We start from the raw sequence: 17,563 nt of genomic DNA, 5'->3' as shown, positions 1-17,563 counted from the left end.
TTACTTAATCTTTAGCTTTCCACGAATATTTGATCGGGTTACTTGCACCACGTCTTCTAAACTTTTCAGGAATTTTTTTGCCTAAGTATTTTTCTTGAAAATATTCAGGTGCAGCATGACCGATAAAACCAAATCTTTTTTCACGTAAAGTAGGTGTATATACTTCCTCATTTATCAAATGGAAGTTGGGAAAGTTATCTTCGGTAGCTGGTAACCATTGTTTAGCAATAAAAACACCTCTAATGACGCCCCGAGTAATGGCAAAGATTAGTTCAGCTTTCTCTGCTTCTTCTAATTTCAATTTCCATGCAAATCGAGCCGCATCATAAATGCTACGTTCATCTACAGTCTTATTAATAGAAATTAAAATAGCAGGTTCATCTATTTCCACCACTTCAGCATCAAAAAATTCTTTTATTGTCATGATTATTTACTCATTAAAAATTATTGCATCTTTAAAAAAACCCGCTTTAAAGCGGGTTTTCTTTTTCAAAATTGATCAGTTTAACCAATCAATTTCTTCATTAATTCATTCACTTGCGCAGGGTTAGCTTTGCCTTTTGCAGCTTTCATCACTTGACCAACAAGACCGTTAAAGGCTTTTTCTTTACCAGACTTGTATTCCTCAACCATCTTCTCGTTGGCTGCAAGCACATCTTTAATAATTGCTTCAATCGCACCAGTATCAGTTTCTTGCTTCAAGCCTTTTTCAGCAATAATGGCATCGGCAGTTTTGCCTTCTTCCCACATAAAGCCAAACACTTGCTTCGCGATTTTGCCGTTAATAGTGTTGTCTACAATACGTGCTATCATGCCGCCCAACTGTTCAGCCGAAACAGGGGAATCTGCCAACTCTAAGCCCGCTTTGTTTAAAGCACCCGAGAATTCGCCCATCACCCAGTTTGCCGACACTTTACCTTGAGCCGCACCGCCAGCAGCTTGAACCACCGCTTCATAAAACTCAGACATTTCACGAGTCAGTGTTAAAACGTGTGCATCGTACTCAGTCACCCCAAAGTCCGCCACGAAACGCTCACGACGTGCCGCAGGTAACTCAGGTAATGTTGCACGAGCCGCTTCAATTTGTGCATCTGAAATAATCACAGGCAACAAGTCTGGGTCAGGGAAGTAGCGATAGTCGTTCGCTTCTTCTTTCGAACGCATTGAACGCGTTTCCATTTTTACTGGGTCGAATAGACGTGTTTCTTGGTCGATTTTGCCGCCGTCTTCCAAAATTTCCATTTGGCGTTCAATTTCAACATTGATCGCTTGTTCAATGAAACGGAAAGAGTTGAGGTTTTTCAGTTCACAGCGTGTACCAAATTCGTTGCCCGGACGACGTAGCGACACGTTACAGTCGGCACGGAATGAACCTTCTGCCATGTTACCGTCAGAAATGCCCAACCAACGTACTAAAGTGTGAATCGACTTGATATACGCCACAGCTTCTTCAACCGAACGCATGTCAGGTTCAGACACGATTTCAAGTAAAGGTGTACCAGCACGGTTTAAGTCGATACCTGACATCCCTTCAAACTGGTCATGGATTGATTTACCCGCATCTTCCTCTAGGTGAGCACGCGTTACGCCAATGCGCTTCACCGTACCATCTTCAAGTTGAATGTCGATATGACCCAAGCCCACAATCGGGTTGTCCATCTGGCTGATTTGGTAGCCTTTAGGTGAGTCTGGATAGAAGTAGTTTTTACGGGCAAACACAGATGCTTGGTCGATGTACGCATCAATACCCAAACCAAAACGAATTGCCAAATCCACCACTTGTTTATTTAAAACAGGCAATACACCTGGCATCGCCAAGTCAACAAGGCTGGCTTGTGTATTTGGGTCTTGACCAAATTCGGTCGAAGAACCTGAGAAAATTTTAGATTTGGTCGCAAGCTGAGTGTGAATCTCAATCCCGATAACGACTTCCCAACCGTCAATCAATTTCAACTTTTGAGCTTCAGCCATTATGCATTCTCCTCAGCAATTGCTGCACGTTTGGTGTGCCAGTCCGTGTTTTGTTGGTATTGATGAACAATTGACAACAATTGTGATTCTGACCAGTAGTTACCAATCAACTGTAAACCAACAGGGAGTTGATCTTGGTCAAAGCCAACAGGGGCGTTGATGGCTGGTAAACCTGCCAAGTTCACTGCGATGGTGTAGATGTCGCCCAAATACATTTCGACTGGGTCTAACGATGCCCCAATGCGGTAAGCGGTGGTCGGTGCAGATGGTGCAGCAATCACATCCACTTGTTCAAAGGCTTTTAAGAAGTCTTGCTGAATTAAACGACGAACTTTCTGTGCTTTCACGTAGTACGCATCGTAGTAACCCGCAGACAGGGCATAGGTTCCAATCAGGATACGACGTTGCACTTCAGCACCAAAACCTTCAGAACGAGAGCGTTTATACAGGTCTAAAATATCAGTCGGGTTTTCACAGCGGTAACCGTAACGCACGCCATCAAAACGAGAGAGGTTCGATGATGCTTCCGCAGGTGCAATCAAATAATAGGTTGGAACATAAGCTTCAGTCATGTTGAGATCAATCTCAACAAGTGTTGCGCCCATTTCTTCCAACTTCTTCAATGACTCTTCAACACGTGCTTTAACTGCTGCGTCTAAACCAGCGACATTAAAGTATTGTTTTGGAATACCAATGCGTAAGCCTTTAACCGCTGTGCTGTTTAGGTTTGCCACATAATCATCAACGTCTTTTTCAATCGACGTTGAGTCTTTTGCGTCATGACCTGCCATCACGTTCATGAGGTAAGCACAGTCTTCTGCCGAACGTGCCATTGGACCACCTTGATCGAGTGATGATGCATAAGCAATCATCCCGAAACGGGATACACGACCATAGGTTGGTTTTAAACCCGTTAAACCACAGAACGAAGCAGGCTGACGGATTGAACCGCCTGTATCGGTACCTGTCGCAAATGGAGCAAGGTCCGCTGCAACGGCTGCCGCAGAACCACCTGAAGAACCACCTGGTACATGACCTAAGTTCCAAGGGTTAGCTGTAGCACCGTAGAAGGAGTTCTCAGAGGTTGAACCCATGGCAAATTCGTCCATGTTCACTTTACCTAAAGTCACCAGACCTGCGGTTTTACCTTTGGCAACCACTGTTGCATCGTAAGGAGAGATAAAGTTGTCTAACATCTTAGAACCCGCAGAAGTGCGAATGCCTTGAGTACAGAAAATATCTTTGTGCGCAATCGGTACACCTGTGAGCGCAGTCGCTTGACCTGCTTGACGTAAAGCATCTGCGGCATCGGCTTGAGCCAAAGCTTGTTCAGCCGTCACCGTCACATAGGATTGAACTTGGGCATCGATTTTTTCAATACGTTTTAAATAATGTGCAGTCAGTTCGCGAGAAGAGAATTGAGCTTGTGCCAAACCCTCAGCAAGTTCACGAATCGATAAGCGGTGTAAATCGGTCATGAGAAATAATTCTTTACGTTTAATTTAAAAAAAATGGTTCAACTGAGTGAAAATTATTCAATCACGCGTGGTACAAGGTACAAGCCTGCTTCAGTTGCAGGTGCAACAGCTTGATATTCTTCACGATGATTTTGTTCAGTCACCACGTCTTCACGTAACGGCTGTGGATTGTCGAAAGGGCTTTTCAATGGTTCAACACCATCGGTGTCGATGCCTTTTAAGGTTTCCATCATGCCTAAAATTTTATTTAAACTTTGAGCATATTCAGCAGATTGCGTATCATCTAGCGACAAACGAGCAAGATTGGCGATCGCTGAAACGGTTTGAGCATTTAAATCTGCTGAATGCTGAGCATCCGATGTAGACATAACATCACCTAATCAGTATTAAAAAATTTCAAAATATCGTGCGTTATAATAAGCGATTGACTTGTTCAAAGCATCACATTTAGTTAAAGTTGCGACCTTGCGTCCATATAAAGTTAAACTGAGAACGACCCCGTGATTCTAAAACGACTAATTGGCTTGTTTTCGCCAGACCTCGCCATTGATTTAGGTACAGCAAATACACTTATTTATGCACCAGGACGAGGCATTATATTAAATGAACCGACAGTTGTGGCTATTCGTCACAGTGGTTCACACAAAATTGTTGCCGCTGTTGGTCTTGATGCGAAGCAAATGCTTGGTCGTACGCCTGCGAACATCTCTGCAATTCGCCCAATGAAAGACGGTGTAATTGCTGATTTTGAAGTGACTGAAACCATGCTAAACCAATTTATTGGTAAAGTGCATGAAAAGCGTTTATTTCCACCTGCGCCACGCGTTGTAGTGTGTGTCCCATGTAAATCAACTTTGGTTGAACGTCGTGCCATTCGTGAGGCTGTATTTAATGCAGGCGCACGTGATGTCCGTTTAATTGAAGAACCGATGGCTGCTGCAATTGGTGCAGGTTTACCTGTGGAACAAGCTTGCGGTTCAATGGTGGTAGATGTGGGTGGTGGTACAACTGAAATTGCGATTATTTCGCTGCAAGGTTGTGTCTATGCTGACTCTTTACGTGTTGGTGGTGATGTGTTTGATGAACAAATCATTAACTATGTACGTAAAGCACATGGCTGCGTGATTGGTGAAACCACAGCAGAAAACATCAAGAAAGAAGTAGGCATGGCTTTACCAGACGAAAATGGTAAAATTTTAGAAATTGAAGTTCGTGGTCGTAACTTGGCAGAAGGTGTGCCACGTGCCATTACTGTAACTTCAAACGAAATTACCCAAGCGATTTCTGATCCTTTACAAAGCATTGTTTCAGCAGTGAAATCTGCATTAGAACAAACGCCACCTGAATTATCTTCAGATATTGCAGAGCGCGGCATTGTATTGACAGGGGGTGGTGCATTGCTACGTAACCTCGACAAATTATTGGCTCAGGAAACTGGTTTACCAGTCGTAGTTGCTGAAGATCCTTTAACTTGCGTCACTCGTGGTGGTGGTAAAGTTTTAGAATTCTTTGATAATCCAAATCACGACATGTTATTCGTTGGTTAATTAAGGATTTGGCTGTGCAAACAAATTTGTTTTCTAGGCAGCCCCCATCATTTCGCTCATTTATCATTGCGGTTGTAACATGTTTGGTGGTGCTATTTTTTAACTGGCGCTTACCTCATGTGATACAGCCTGCAAGAGATGTCTTGTATGCGGCATATAATCCGATTTATGCCTTGGCAAGTTATCCTGTATTGTCCAGCGAATGGTTGACTCAGCAGACCAAGTCTGAGGCACAACTACGTCGTGAAAACACGGCCATGCAGGCGGAGTTGCTACAAGCCCAAGTGCGTTTGCAAAAGCTGTCCGAGCTTTCTGCTGAAAATACACGTTTACGTGGTTTACTCGATACGCCTTTAATTATTGATGGTCGAATGGAAATTGCTGAAGTCATTGGGACGGATGCTGATCCATTACGCCATATTATTGTGATTAACCGTGGTTCAACCAACAACTTGAAAGTTGGACAAACGGTATTGGACGATAAGGGTATTATGGGGCAAATCATCAATGTGTATCCGCACAGTAGCCGCGTCATGCTGCTTTCCGACAAAGATCATTCTTTATCGGTACGTTTAGAGTACACAGGCATGCGTGCTATTGTTTCAGGTACAGGTGATTTAGGACATCTGAAAATGGAATACGTTCCGACCAGTGCCAATATTAAGGTGGGTGAAAAAGTGTATAGCTCAGGTTTAGGGGCGCATTTCCCAGCAGGATATTTGGTCGGTACAGTGTCTAAAGTGAGTCGACATACGACAGGTGAATTTGCACAGATTGATGTGGTTCCCGCGGCGCAGTTAGCCAGTGGTCATCATGTTGTGGTGCTGTTTTCCGATTCATTAGCGATGGAGCAGCCACATGCCAATCGCTAAGTTACGTCAAGAAAAACGTCAAGATCCGTTATTCCCAATCATCTTTTCAGTGATTGTTGCTTCTGTGCTGATGGTTTATCCATTGGCATATGCGGTTTCGGGCTGGCGTCCATTGTTTATGATGATGGTGATGCTGTTTTGGGTGCTGTGTCAGCCAACATGGTGTGGTGTCTGGTTTGCCTTCGGTACTGGTATTTTTGTTGATTTGTTGATGGATGCACCACTGGGCTTGAATGCCTTATGTTTTGTGGTGATTAGTTTTGTTACGCGTTTTTTGATTCGTGAACGCCGTGTACTGACTTTTGCCAACCTGTGGGTTATTGCAGCGCTGGCAATTCTAGCCTACCTATTTATGATGTGGGTGGCACAAATTATGGGGGGCATTCAGTTTCCCTTTGCCCGACATTGGCAACCATTACTCACCAGTGTTTTGCTATGGCCATTGGTTTATTCTGTACTGAAAAAATGGCGCATCTAGTTCTTGCCTCTAGTTCTCCCAGACGTCGTGAGCTGCTTCAGCAGCTCGGTCTAGAGTTCCTAATTTATAGTCCTGAGATTGATGAATCTGCGTTTGAGAATGAAACAGCAGCAGATTATGTCCAGCGTTTGGCTTGTGAAAAAGCGTCGGTAGTACAACAAAAATTTCCAAATGCCATCATTGTTGCTGCAGACACCAGTTTAAGTGTTGATGGTGAAATTTTGGGCAAGCCAGAATCAAAAGACCATGCATTTCAAATGTGGGCAAAAATCTCGGGCAGAAAGCATGATGTATTTTCTGGGGTGTGTGTACGTACATCAGCGCAAATTTCAAGTATAGTGGTGCGTACCCAAGTCGAATTTCAAGTGCTGAGCCTGAAAGACATGGAAGACTATTGGGCAACAGGGGAACCTGAAGGGAAAGCCGGAGCTTACGCCATACAAGGGCTTGCTTCGCGTTATATTCCCCGTATTGAAGGCAGTTATACCAATGTAGTTGGTTTGCCGTTACATGAGACAGTCGAGTTATTCAAAGCCATTAAGCTATTAAATTAATGGTGAAACAAAAATTTTTATAATGTTTTGAGTCTTATTATGTCTGACGAGTTACTGATTAATGTCACACCGATGGAGTGTCGTGTGGCATTAATTCAAAACGGTACAGTCAACGAGTTATATGTTGAACGTACTGTAAAACGGGGTTTGGTAGGAAATATTTATAAAGGCAAAGTGGTTCGTGTTTTGCCAGGTATGCAGGCAGCTTTTGTCGATATTGGTCTGTCGCGTACTGCTTTTTTACATATCAATGATATGATCTGGCCGCGGAATCAGCCGATTCCGAATGTTTTTGAGTTATTACAGCCCGGACAAATTCTGACTGTCCAAGTCATGAAAGATATGTTGGGAACCAAAGGTGCGCGGTTAAGCACAGACCTTTCTATTCCTTCGCGTTATTTGGTGCTCATGCCTTTTGGTAATCATATTGGTGTATCGCAACGAATTGAATCGGAAGGAGAACGTGAGCGTTTACGTTCTATTATTGAGAAGATCCAAGCTGAACACGAGTTACCCGGTTCAGTCATTGTACGTACTGCTGCGGAAGGCATTGATGAAGCGTCGATTGCGCAGGATATGGCGTATTTGGCAAAGTTGTGGGAATACATCCAACGTAAACAAAAAAATATTGCGGTACCTTCTCTTATTTTTGAAGAATTACCCTTACCACAACGTATTATTCGTGATTTAGCAAATGAAAATACTGTAAAAATTTCCGTTGATTCACGTGAAATTCATGCGAAATTACAGGAATTTGTGGCTGAGTTTGTGCCAAATATGCAGAGTCGTTTGATTCACTATCCTGGTGAACGCCCGATTTTTGATTTATATAATGTTGAAGAAGACATTCAGAAAGCATTACAAACTCGTGTTGCCTTAAAGTCTGGTGGTTATTTAATGATTGACCAGACCGAAGCCATGACCACAATTGATGTCAATACAGGTTCCTATGTGGGTGGCAGAACACTGGAAGATACCGTGTTTAAAACCAATATGGAGGCAACACAGGTCATTGCGCGCCAGTTACGCTTGCGTAACTTGGGTGGCATTATCATTATTGACTTTATTGACATGCAGGAAGCTCAGCATCGTGAAGAAGTGATGAATCAGTTTGAGCGCATGTTGGAACGTGACCATGCCAAGACCAAAATTACACAGGTTTCTGAGTTAGGTCTAGTCGAAATGACGCGTAAGCGTACCCGAGAGTCATTAGAACACTTGTTATGTGAATCTTGTCCGACTTGTCAGGGACGTGGTTATGTTAAAACAGCAGAGACGGTATGTTACGAAATCTTTCGAGAAATCTTACGATATACCCGAGCTTTTGAATCACAGAGTGGCTTTACTGTTGTCGCACATCCTTCTGTGATTGATCGCTTACTTACAGCAGAAGCACCAGCTGTAGCGGATTTAGAGCATTTTATTAATCGTATGATTAAATTTCAGGTGGAAAATTTATATACGCAAGAGCAATACGATATCATTCTGAGCTGAAATTGTAACAGGATGTCGTTAAACACTTGTTACAACTGAAATTTTACTTTCGAGCTAGTTTTTTCAATACTACTCATACCAAGTAGCCAAACTAAATTTTCATTTTTGGGGAATTTGGTCTTAGCAAGAAGAGGTGTGAAATGGGCATGAGTGAAAAAATTATCAAACAAGGTATTAAGAACGTGCTAGATAATAAAAACGTACATACGGGTTATATCGTAGACGAACAAGGCAAAGAAACTCAAATTACAACTGCTATGGTTCGTTCGGTTTGTCATCAGCTACTGAAACAGTGTCGCAGTATTAAAGCTTAAGGGGCTCACATGAAGCCCCTTAATTTATTCTACTTAATTTGTGTCATCAGTTTCTGCGGTTAACTCACCGCCTTCAACTTTGGGCTTTTGACCCCAACAATACTTTCAAATCGTTGAATTTCTTCTTCCAAATGCGTCAATAAATTCTGCATTTTAGGTAGTGCAACACGGCATGCCGTCAGACCGACTTCAAGCTTATCCAAATAACTGGTCATCGTAATATTGAGCGCTTGACCATCTAAAATAATGGATGCTGGATACAACGCATCTAATTTGGCACCATTCCAATATAAAGGTTCACGTGGGCCTGGTACGTTAGAGATAACCAAATTAAATGCCTGACGTTTTGGCATTAAACCTGAGGCAATATTTAAGCCTGCGGCGCCATATACAAAAGCACTATAATTCATGATTTGGTTTGAGTTCATGCGTTTAAAGCGTTCTTTTGCATTCAGGACACTACGACGAATAATCTGCAAACGTTCTAAAGGATCTTCTTTATGTGTTCCCAAATTTGCCAAAATCATGGTAATTCGATTCGATACTTCTGAATCATCATCCCGAATAGAAGCAGGAACCATGGCAATCAAAGGCTTTTTGGGTAGGGCATTTTGACTCAGTAAATATTCACGTAATGCACCAGAGCAAATCGCCAATACCACATCGTTAATCGTGACATTTAAAGATGTCGCAATATGACGCAGACGATCAAACTCAAAAGACTGGGCAGCAAAGCGGCGTGATGAACTGACACGCTGATTCAAAATACTGCTTGGTGCTTGAAAGCTGGACACATAGTCTGGATTACGCCCCATATCCTGCATAACTGTTTTGGAAAGTTCCCGCATCACGATAGGGGTTGCTTCAACCTGTTGTTTCAACCCAGTGATGATTTTTTTCATGCGGCTGACTTTCGCTTCTTTTATGCGTTTGGCACGAGGCCCTTCAACACACCACGGCGGCACAATGCTTTTGGCATGTGGATCGTGAGATAGCGATTTTTCGACCAGACGCATACCTGCAATACCGTCGACCATGGCATGGTGAATTTTAAAATACATCGCAAAACGGTTACCTTCGATTCCCTCGATGATGTAACACGTCCATAAAGGCTTAGCTCGATCAATAAGGGCGCTATGCTCTTGTGAGATATAGGTCAGTAATTCACGAATGCGTCCAGGATGGGGTAAGGCAATATGGCGAAAATGATGATCGAGATCAAACTCTTCATCTTCATCCCATAACAGACCATTTAATTTATTGTTAAATGGTGGAATAGGAATAGATTTTGAGTTGCGAATATCCGCAACTAAATTCTGTAGAAAAGTTTCAGGTGCATGCTCAGGAATTTGGAAAAGGAATAATCCCCCAACGTGCATCGGTTGCTGCCGTTTTTCTAATGTTAAAAAAATAAAGTCAATGGGGTGTAAGGGGCGCATAGTATTGATTGCCTCACTGCAATTTCTGCGGTGACTCCTTTCTGAGACACCTTGTTAGAATTATAAAACTTGATTTGAGTATAGCGCTTTTTACTTAGAAAAGTTACGGCTTTATATGTCCATCAATCTGAAAAAAAGCCACTGAATAGTTCAGTGGCTTTGGCTTGACAAAATTATTTTGATAAATTACCAGCATGTAATCCGCATTCTTTATGGGTGGCTTCTTCCCACCACCAACGACCTTCACGCTCATGTTGATTGGGCAATACAGGACGCGTACATGGTTCACAGCCAATTGAAATAAAACCACGCTCATGTAGTGGATTGTATGGCACTTCCATCATACGGATATAGCTCCATACTTCAGCACTCGACCAATTCGCCAAAGGATTGTATTTAATCAACTGTTTACCTGGGCCAGAAAAGCCAACATCAGATTGAACCACTGGAATTTCAGTGCGTGTACCAGGGCTTTGGTCTTTACGCTGACCCGTAATCCAACCATCTAAAGTCGCCAGTTTTTTACGTAAAGGTTGTACTTTACGAATACCACAGCATTCTTTATGGTCATCTTGGTAAAAACTGAATAACCCTTTTTCATTGACAAGCGCTTGGACTGCTTCAGATTCTGGGAAACAGATTTCGATATTAACATTGTAATGTTTACGCACAGTTTCAATAAATTGATAGGTTTCTGGGTGTAAACGCCCCGTGTCTAAACTAAAAACACGGAATGGTTTACCCAGATTGGCAGCCATATCAATCAGTACAACATCTTCAGCGCCAGAAAAAGAAATGGCAATTTCACCTTCTTGATTCAGTGCGAGTTCTAAAATTTCACTTGGAGATTTATCTGCATATTCAGATGCAAGTGCATCAATATGATCGACAGTAGGGATAGTAGTCATTAGAGTTCCTGGCTATAGGCTTGGAGACTTCAAAACCTATATTAAAAGATTTTGAAAATATTCTAATTGAATTGAATATTTCTACTTAGCATTAAAAAATAAATGCTTATGAAAAAAATAGATTTAAAAAACAGCAACTACTGAATCATAAGTTGATGTTATTATAGTCCAAATTTTTTTCATAGACAGTTGGGAGCATTCATGGAAGTTGTATGTCTTGATTTAGAGGGTGTGTTAGTTCCAGAAATTTGGATTAACTTTGCAAAAAAAACTGGAATTAAAGCGCTAGAAGCGACAACACGTGATATTCCTGACTACGATGTGTTGATGACACAGCGTTTAAATCTTCTTAAGCAACATAATTTAGGCTTGGATGATATTCAAGATGTGATTGCGGAAATGGGACCATTTCCAGGTGCGAAAGAATTTGTAGAATGGGTCAGTACGCATTTCCAACTGATTATCCTTTCAGACACTTTTTATGAATTTGCACATCCACTGATGAAACAATTGGGTTGGCCAACCATTTTTTGTCATAAGTTAGAAACAGATGAGCAGGGCATGATTTCTGCTTATAAATTACGTCAACCAGACCAAAAACGTCAGGCGGTTAAAGCGCTTCATGGTTTGAACTTCCGTGTGATTGCCGCGGGCGATTCGTATAATGACACCACAATGTTAGGCGAAGCGGATCATGGTTTCTTGTTTGATGCGCCAGAAAATGTGATTGCTGAATTTCCACAATTCCCAGCAATCAATGGTTATGATGCATTAAAAGAAGCCATTCGTAAGGCATCTGTACGTGATATTCCTGCTTAACTCTATAAGATTAAAGCAAAAAAAGACGGACTCATAAGTCCGTCTTTTTTTTAAATTCTAGATTTTAGAATTTATAGCCTACATTTAAACCATACGCGATGGCATTGTTGTCAGTAAATGTTCCTGCTGCAGAATGAGCACCAGTTACGGCATCAGCATCACCTAACCAGTAATATTTTACGCCTGCACCGATAAAGTAATTTTCAGCAGGAGAGAAACGTACACCCGTTCCTACACTCCAAAAGCCTTCTGTTGGACCCAGTGTAGTCACAGGGTTACCTGCGCCAGAGTCCCAACCTACTGATACGTTAGCTCCCCAACGATCACTAAATTTACGACCTAAACCAACAGTTGCAGAAATTTGATCATCTTTATAATCAATGAGATTAAAACCATTCGGTTTATTCGCTACAAGTCCAGCCTGTCCAAGGACTTGAGAAAGTTTGCCAAAGTTATAAGGTTGAACTTTGAAGTTTGACCAGTCTACCCAACGTACATTGGCAAATGCCACAGTATTGGCCATGATGCCTGTTTGTAAATCGACATTGACAGATTGAGGGGTGGTTAATTCTGTTTCACCACTTGAAGCATTTAATGCGGTCATGACACCATCAAGTTTTGCATTACCAGTTAAACCCGCAAGCCCAAAATGCTCATAAGCATTCATTTTATGCTTAATTTCAGCACGATAAGTTACTGATGCTTTCAATGCAATTTCAGGAATTTGATAAGCAACACCCGCTAACCAACCAACAGACTCATCTTCACCTGTTCTAAAATCATAACCATTAAGAACGCTATAGGTTGTACCACGAAGTAAGACTGTTCCATCTACCGTTTGATATACAGCACCAGCATATAAGTTCCAGTTATCATTCGGTTGATAACCTACTAATAAATTTAAGTTTTGAGTATCAACAACAACAGATGTACCACCTTTAAAGGGAACAGGACGATTTTCTACAAAACCACTATCCCCAGAATATTCAGCATCTGCACCATAGGGTTGGTCGTAAATCAAGCCAACAGAGAAATGATCTGTTGCTTGGATTTTCAAAGCGGCATGAGGGAAGTAATAGTCACCAGCCATGTCACCTGTATTATTATTTTCTTTGTCTTTGCCTGAAACATCTGGATCAAGTATAGAAATACCTGCTTCAAAGTAGTTTCCTGGTTGCAGAAAAGCTGCAATAGATTGACCAGAACGATCAAGGCCTGCGGCAAATGTAGAAGTAGTAGGAATAAGACAGAGTAAAATTGCTTTTTTAAGAGCTGTAAGCTTCATGGATATTTTCCCTGATATCGCTTTGTAACTAAAAGTTAAGGGAAGGTAACACAAATTAAAAAAGAGTAAATGCACTATGCCGTTTATTAATTGAACTAGCTCATACACAAAAAGTGCTTGAATAGAGTAAAAATACTAATGGTACGTATGTATATTAATGATTTATATATAAAAAATAGAGTAATTAGTTTAATTGTAGAATCATTTAAGTAAAAAATTAAATGTTTAATTTAGAAACACTTGGCTAAGTTCGGTGGAAATTGAGATTTATAAAAATGATACTTTTTGCCAAAAAAAGACCATCCAGAAGGATGGTCTTTTGAGTCAAGTAGGAATTAGAAGCGGTAGCCGAGTTTTAAACCATATGCAAGTGCATCATTGTCACTGAAAGTACCTGCCGCAGAATGAGCGCCAGTTTGAGCATCTGCATCGCCTAACCAGAAGTATTTCACACCACCAGCAATGAATGTTGCAGGTGTAGGGCTATATTGAACACCTAAACCAAGGTTCCAATAACCTTCTGTTGGGCCTAGTGTCGTTACAGGGTTACCAGCACCAGAATCCCAACCGACAGATACATTACCTGCCCATTGTTCAGTCAATTTACGACCCACACCAACGTTTGCTGACCATTGATCATCTGAGTAATCAACTAAATTAAAACCATTTGGTTTGTTTAATTGTGGCAGTAATTGACCAGCAGCTTGAGAAACAAGACCAAACTTATATGGTTGAATTGAGAAATCTTTCCAGTTTACCCAGCGTAGGTTAGCAAAGGCAACTGTATTGGCCATAATACCAGTTTGGAAATCTAAATTTACAGATTGAGGCGTTGTAATGTCAGTTTTACCACTGCCACCTAATGCTGCAAGTTTCTGACCGATAGCTTGCTGCGTAGCAGGATCTGTAATACCCAGAGCGCCAAACAATAATGTTGGATTTGCTGCAACCAAGTTTACAATAGGAATATTTTCATTAACTTGTGCATTATGCTCAATTTCAGAACGATATGTTAATGATGCTTTTAATGCAATTTCTGGAATTTGATAAGCGACACCTGCTAACCAGCCAAAGTCACCTGTTTCTTTAATGTCGGCATCGTAACCATTATAAAGGCTATATGCAGAACCACGTAGTTTCACATTACCTTTTACTGTTTGATAAACAGCACCACCATACAAGTTCCAATTAGCTGTAGGTTGGTAGCCTAGGATAAAGTTTAAATTTTGAGTATCTACTTCAACGGATGTGCCACCAGTAACTACATTGCCTAAACCAGCTTGTCCTAAAGTTGGGCTGCTAGCAGATGGTAATAAGCGGTCGCTTTGTTTGGCAACGAAATTATTGTTACCAGTATATTCAGCTTCAGCACCATATGGTTGATCGTAAAGTAAACCAAAAGAGAATTGATCAGTTAATTGTAGTTTTAATGCAGCAGTAGGGAAGTAGTAGTCCCCAGCCATGTCGCTAGCATTGTTACCAGATATATCTTTCCCTGATACGTCCGGATCAAGGATTGAAATACCTGCTTCAAAATAGTTGCCTGGTTGCAAGAAGGCAGAAATAGATTGTCCTGAACGGTCAAGTGCCGCAGCAAATGCTCCAGCGGTTGGTAATGCTGCGAGAATCATTGCGGTAGTTAGCGCTTTTAATTTCATTCTTTCATCTTCCCTTGAGGTACACGATTTTTTATGTATGTTTATGTAAAATCTGGAATTATTTGGTAGATCCGACCAAAATCATATCGTTACTCCATGTGACAAAAATAACACAATTAAAATAAGAGTAAATGCTCTAGCAGAACTGATTAGTTCAAAAAAACAACAAAATAGAGTAAAAAATCTATATTCTATCCATGGTTTTATTTTAACTAGCTGAAATATATATGTTTAATTGGAATTTAAGTGGGATTTGGAATAAAATGCAAGTGGTTATAAAATAACCAAAAATGGGTATTGTGTAATTTAATTCGCTAGAGAGGAAATATAAAACGTAAATGACCTGTAATTTATAAAAGTTCTAAGCATCTATTTTTTATATTATTTTTCTAAGTTTAAAAAGATCGTATATGCGATTCATATACGATCTAGAAATACATTTAAACAGACTTAATGAACAGGTCTTGCAACATCACCATTCAATTCTTCTGGTAGGTCTAAGATTTGTAAGCCTAACTCAGTCATTGCAGTTGGTTTTGCAACGACTAATGCTTTATAGCCGTCGGTTGTCGGTATGCTATTGACCACTTCCACATCTTTGTTGAGTTGTGTCGCTGGGGCTGGGGCTTCACCGTGTCCTTGAACTAAATGTAGCCAGTGTTTTGGTTTGGCTTTAAACCAGAGGCGGGCCACAATTTCTTGACCTAAGTAGCAGCCTTTATCGTAGTGAACACCTTCACGTTGATGCAAACGTAATTCTTGAGGTTGGAACGCATGTTCAGTGATTTGGCAAATCCATGCTTGACCTGTTTCAATGGCTTGCAATTGCCAAGCACTTATATCTGTTTCTGTTGTTGAAAATTCAGTATGTGTACCAACAATACTCGGAAATACTGAGCCAATAGATTCCAGTTTCATCTTGGAAAATGCACCAAACTTTCGAATATGCTTGGCAAATTCTTCGCTTTGATCGAGTGTGGTAATAATTTCGAAACTTTCACTATTTACTTTTTTTAGCCACAAGCCAAAATGAATTCGACCTTTAAGATCACAAATTGCGGTATAGCGAGTTTGATTTTCAATTAGGCGTTCTACGTGAACGGTAACTTGACCTTGTAGAAATTTTTGCGCGTCTACACCATTAAGAGTGAAAGCCGTAAATGCAAGAGTACTCATGAAATGCTCACTTCAACAATTTATAGAAGAATTAATTCGCTTGATTTTCCACTATTTTGCGTGAAATTGCACATTTGCTTTACAGGAAAACATGAAAAGAAAATAGATTAAAATTTTCCTGGTTTTTTGCGAACAGGTCACAGCTATTGGATGACCGTTAATAGAGGCTATTTCTAAGAATATTGTGAGGATGGAGCGGACTTATTAGAGCCCTAAATAAGTCAGCTCCAATTGAGGTTTTACCAATCGACTTTGCCGACTAAAATGTCTTTATACATTTTAAAGTCACAGATTAGGCTAAAGAAGGGCTGTTTAAATGTTGCAGGTTTGTTGTGTTCAAAGAAGAAGTGACCGACCCAAGCAAAACCATAACCCACCACAGGTAAGGCCCAAAGTAATTTGGCATTTTTCTTCATGGCTGCGGTTGCAGCAATACCAATCACGCAGGTTGTACCTACGAAATGCAAACGACGACACGTTGAGTCTGCATGTTGTGAAAGATAAAAAGGGTAGAATTCTTTGAGCGTTTTAATACGACCATCACTGCCGACAATTTGCACCTCATGCTTATTTGTGAGTGTTGGTACAGTATTTTTAATGAGTTCCTGAGTGTTGTTTTTAATCAGTTCTTGGGTATTCTGTAACATGTAACTACTCCTTTAGTGTTTACAGGAGTCATTTTGAACAACATACCACATCGGGTCTTGAACGATTATGCTATTTCATCAGAAGGAATCTGACCCAGTAGCGAAACCAGAAAAGAGCTGGGTATATGCTTGGGATGGCATCGTTTTATATGTCACACAAGAACACTTAAACAAATCACATGTGCATTTCCCTGCACTGTTACAAATCGGGTTAGGTGCACAATTTGCCGTAACTCTGGATCATCAGCCCCGCAGTTATCATGACATTGTTTGTATGGCACCGAATGTTAGCCATAGCACGGATTCTGAAAATCAACCTTATCTGGCAGTGTTAATAGATCCAGACCATGAACTTTATGGCTATGTACACACTGCATTACAAGGAAAGCAGATGCGTTCATTGCCTGCGGATTGTTTACAACCGCTCAGCAGTGAGCTTATACACTTGAGATTAGGGGCATTAAATATTGAGCAAGTGAAGCGATTATTATTGCGTATTTTGCAGCTTATATCCCCGAAAGTAACTCATTTGCCGTGGGATGTCCGTATTTTAAAAGCGTGTGAATATATTAAACAGCAAGTACCACAGAATATTCCTACAGTGGCAGATGTTTCGGCTCAAGTCGGTTTATCTGAGTCACGTTTGATGCATTTATTTAGTGCTCAATTGGGTGGTTCCATGCGGCAATATATATTGTGGTTAAAAGTACGCTATGCCATTCAATTGTGGATTGAAGGTTATAGTTTAATTGATCTTGCCTTTGAAGCTGGCTTTTCGGATCAAGCACATTACACGCGAACCTTACGTCGCATGGTCGATTTTGCCCCTTCCATTTTGAAGGCCAACACGGTTTTTATTAGTGAGCCCGCTGTTCAGCCAAAGTCGCATCACACACCAGTGTAGTAAAAGGAAACTAAAGCTC

At 40.9% G+C, this 17,563-nt stretch carries 18 protein-coding genes; 8 read left to right on the top strand and 10 right to left on the bottom strand.

Annotated elements, in window-relative coordinates; translation table 11 throughout:
* Positions 1-4: 4 nt before the first annotated feature.
* From M5E07_RS12990 to gatC, 4 genes are all read right to left on the bottom strand, one after another.
* A complete protein-coding gene (locus M5E07_RS12990) occupies positions 5-424 on the bottom strand; it encodes a hypothetical protein (protein ID WP_252219785.1) in 420 nt (139 codons plus the stop codon).
* Between the two features lie 80 nt (positions 425-504).
* Entirely contained in the window at positions 505-1,971 is a 1,467-nt protein-coding gene (gene gatB / locus M5E07_RS12985) for an Asp-tRNA(Asn)/Glu-tRNA(Gln) amidotransferase subunit GatB (protein WP_252219782.1), read from the bottom strand.
* Positions 1,971-3,449, bottom strand: a complete 1,479-nt coding sequence (gene gatA / locus M5E07_RS12980; protein ID WP_116760055.1) for an Asp-tRNA(Asn)/Glu-tRNA(Gln) amidotransferase subunit GatA — start codon at positions 3,447-3,449, stop codon at positions 1,971-1,973. The genes gatB and gatA overlap by 1 nt, the downstream gene beginning before the upstream one ends.
* Positions 3,450-3,502: 53 nt before the next feature.
* A complete protein-coding gene (gatC, locus tag M5E07_RS12975) occupies positions 3,503-3,817 on the bottom strand; it encodes an Asp-tRNA(Asn)/Glu-tRNA(Gln) amidotransferase subunit GatC (protein ID WP_241626980.1) in 315 nt (104 codons plus the stop codon).
* 132 nt (positions 3,818-3,949) lie between these two features.
* Between gatC and M5E07_RS12970 the strand changes: the two genes are divergently transcribed.
* The 6 genes from M5E07_RS12970 to M5E07_RS12945 all read left to right on the top strand — a co-directional run bounded on the left by M5E07_RS12970 (position 3,950) and on the right by M5E07_RS12945 (position 8,708).
* The gene (locus M5E07_RS12970; RefSeq protein WP_116760057.1) at positions 3,950-4,996 is read left to right on the top strand and encodes a rod shape-determining protein; all 1,047 of its coding nucleotides are present in this window, start codon (positions 3,950-3,952) and stop codon (positions 4,994-4,996) included.
* Between the two features lie 14 nt (positions 4,997-5,010).
* On the top strand, positions 5,011-5,868 hold the full coding sequence (gene mreC, locus M5E07_RS12965; RefSeq protein WP_016165347.1) for a rod shape-determining protein MreC: 858 nt from the start codon (positions 5,011-5,013) through the stop codon (positions 5,866-5,868).
* Complete coding sequence (gene mreD, locus M5E07_RS12960) at positions 5,855-6,346, top strand: rod shape-determining protein MreD (RefSeq protein ID WP_252219779.1); 492 nt, start codon at positions 5,855-5,857, stop codon at positions 6,344-6,346. Before mreC ends, mreD begins: the two co-directional genes overlap by 14 nt.
* Positions 6,334-6,900, top strand: a complete 567-nt coding sequence (locus M5E07_RS12955; RefSeq protein WP_252223834.1) for a Maf family nucleotide pyrophosphatase — start codon at positions 6,334-6,336, stop codon at positions 6,898-6,900. Before mreD ends, M5E07_RS12955 begins: the two co-directional genes overlap by 13 nt.
* A gap of 39 nt (positions 6,901-6,939) precedes the next feature.
* On the top strand, positions 6,940-8,394 hold the full coding sequence (gene rng / locus M5E07_RS12950) for a ribonuclease G (RefSeq protein WP_116760063.1): 1,455 nt from the start codon (positions 6,940-6,942) through the stop codon (positions 8,392-8,394).
* Positions 8,395-8,534: 140 nt separating this feature from the next.
* Positions 8,535-8,708 (top strand): PA1571 family protein, encoded by a 174-nt coding sequence (locus M5E07_RS12945; RefSeq protein WP_165815689.1) that lies wholly within the window; start codon positions 8,535-8,537, stop codon positions 8,706-8,708.
* A 59-nt stretch (positions 8,709-8,767) separates the two neighbouring features.
* Here the strand turns inward: M5E07_RS12945 and M5E07_RS12940 are convergent, their stop codons facing one another.
* Positions 8,768-10,147, bottom strand: a complete 1,380-nt coding sequence (locus M5E07_RS12940) for a WS/DGAT/MGAT family O-acyltransferase (protein ID WP_116760065.1) — start codon at positions 10,145-10,147, stop codon at positions 8,768-8,770.
* Positions 10,148-10,320: 173 nt separating this feature from the next.
* Entirely contained in the window at positions 10,321-11,055 is a 735-nt protein-coding gene (locus M5E07_RS12935) for a phosphoadenylyl-sulfate reductase (RefSeq protein WP_116760067.1), read from the bottom strand.
* A gap of 201 nt (positions 11,056-11,256) precedes the next feature.
* On the opposite strand from M5E07_RS12935, the gene thrH reads away from it, so the two are divergent.
* The gene (thrH, locus tag M5E07_RS12930; protein WP_116760069.1) at positions 11,257-11,874 is read left to right on the top strand and encodes a bifunctional phosphoserine phosphatase/homoserine phosphotransferase ThrH; all 618 of its coding nucleotides are present in this window, start codon (positions 11,257-11,259) and stop codon (positions 11,872-11,874) included.
* Positions 11,875-11,938: 64 nt separating this feature from the next.
* Here the strand turns inward: thrH and M5E07_RS12925 are convergent, their stop codons facing one another.
* The 4 genes from M5E07_RS12925 to M5E07_RS12910 all read right to left on the bottom strand — a co-directional run bounded on the left by M5E07_RS12925 (position 11,939) and on the right by M5E07_RS12910 (position 16,640).
* Complete coding sequence (locus M5E07_RS12925) at positions 11,939-13,159, bottom strand: OmpP1/FadL family transporter (RefSeq protein ID WP_116760071.1); 1,221 nt, start codon at positions 13,157-13,159, stop codon at positions 11,939-11,941.
* Positions 13,160-13,494: 335 nt separating this feature from the next.
* Entirely contained in the window at positions 13,495-14,817 is a 1,323-nt protein-coding gene (locus M5E07_RS12920; RefSeq protein WP_116760073.1) for an OmpP1/FadL family transporter, read from the bottom strand.
* Positions 14,818-15,267: 450 nt separating this feature from the next.
* The gene (ygfZ, locus tag M5E07_RS12915) at positions 15,268-15,993 is read right to left on the bottom strand and encodes a CAF17-like 4Fe-4S cluster assembly/insertion protein YgfZ (protein ID WP_252219777.1); all 726 of its coding nucleotides are present in this window, start codon (positions 15,991-15,993) and stop codon (positions 15,268-15,270) included.
* A gap of 239 nt (positions 15,994-16,232) precedes the next feature.
* On the bottom strand, positions 16,233-16,640 hold the full coding sequence (locus M5E07_RS12910; protein WP_252219774.1) for an Mpo1-like protein: 408 nt from the start codon (positions 16,638-16,640) through the stop codon (positions 16,233-16,235).
* Positions 16,641-16,707: 67 nt separating this feature from the next.
* Between M5E07_RS12910 and M5E07_RS12905 the strand changes: the two genes are divergently transcribed.
* The gene (locus tag M5E07_RS12905) at positions 16,708-17,544 is read left to right on the top strand and encodes a helix-turn-helix transcriptional regulator (protein WP_252219771.1); all 837 of its coding nucleotides are present in this window, start codon (positions 16,708-16,710) and stop codon (positions 17,542-17,544) included.
* Positions 17,545-17,563 lie beyond the last annotated feature (19 nt).

Origin of the sequence: Acinetobacter tibetensis (assembly GCF_023824315.1) — a bacterium.
Lineage (GTDB): Bacteria > Pseudomonadota > Gammaproteobacteria > Pseudomonadales > Moraxellaceae > Acinetobacter > Acinetobacter tibetensis.
This window is presented reverse-complemented; position numbering and strand designations above follow the sequence as displayed.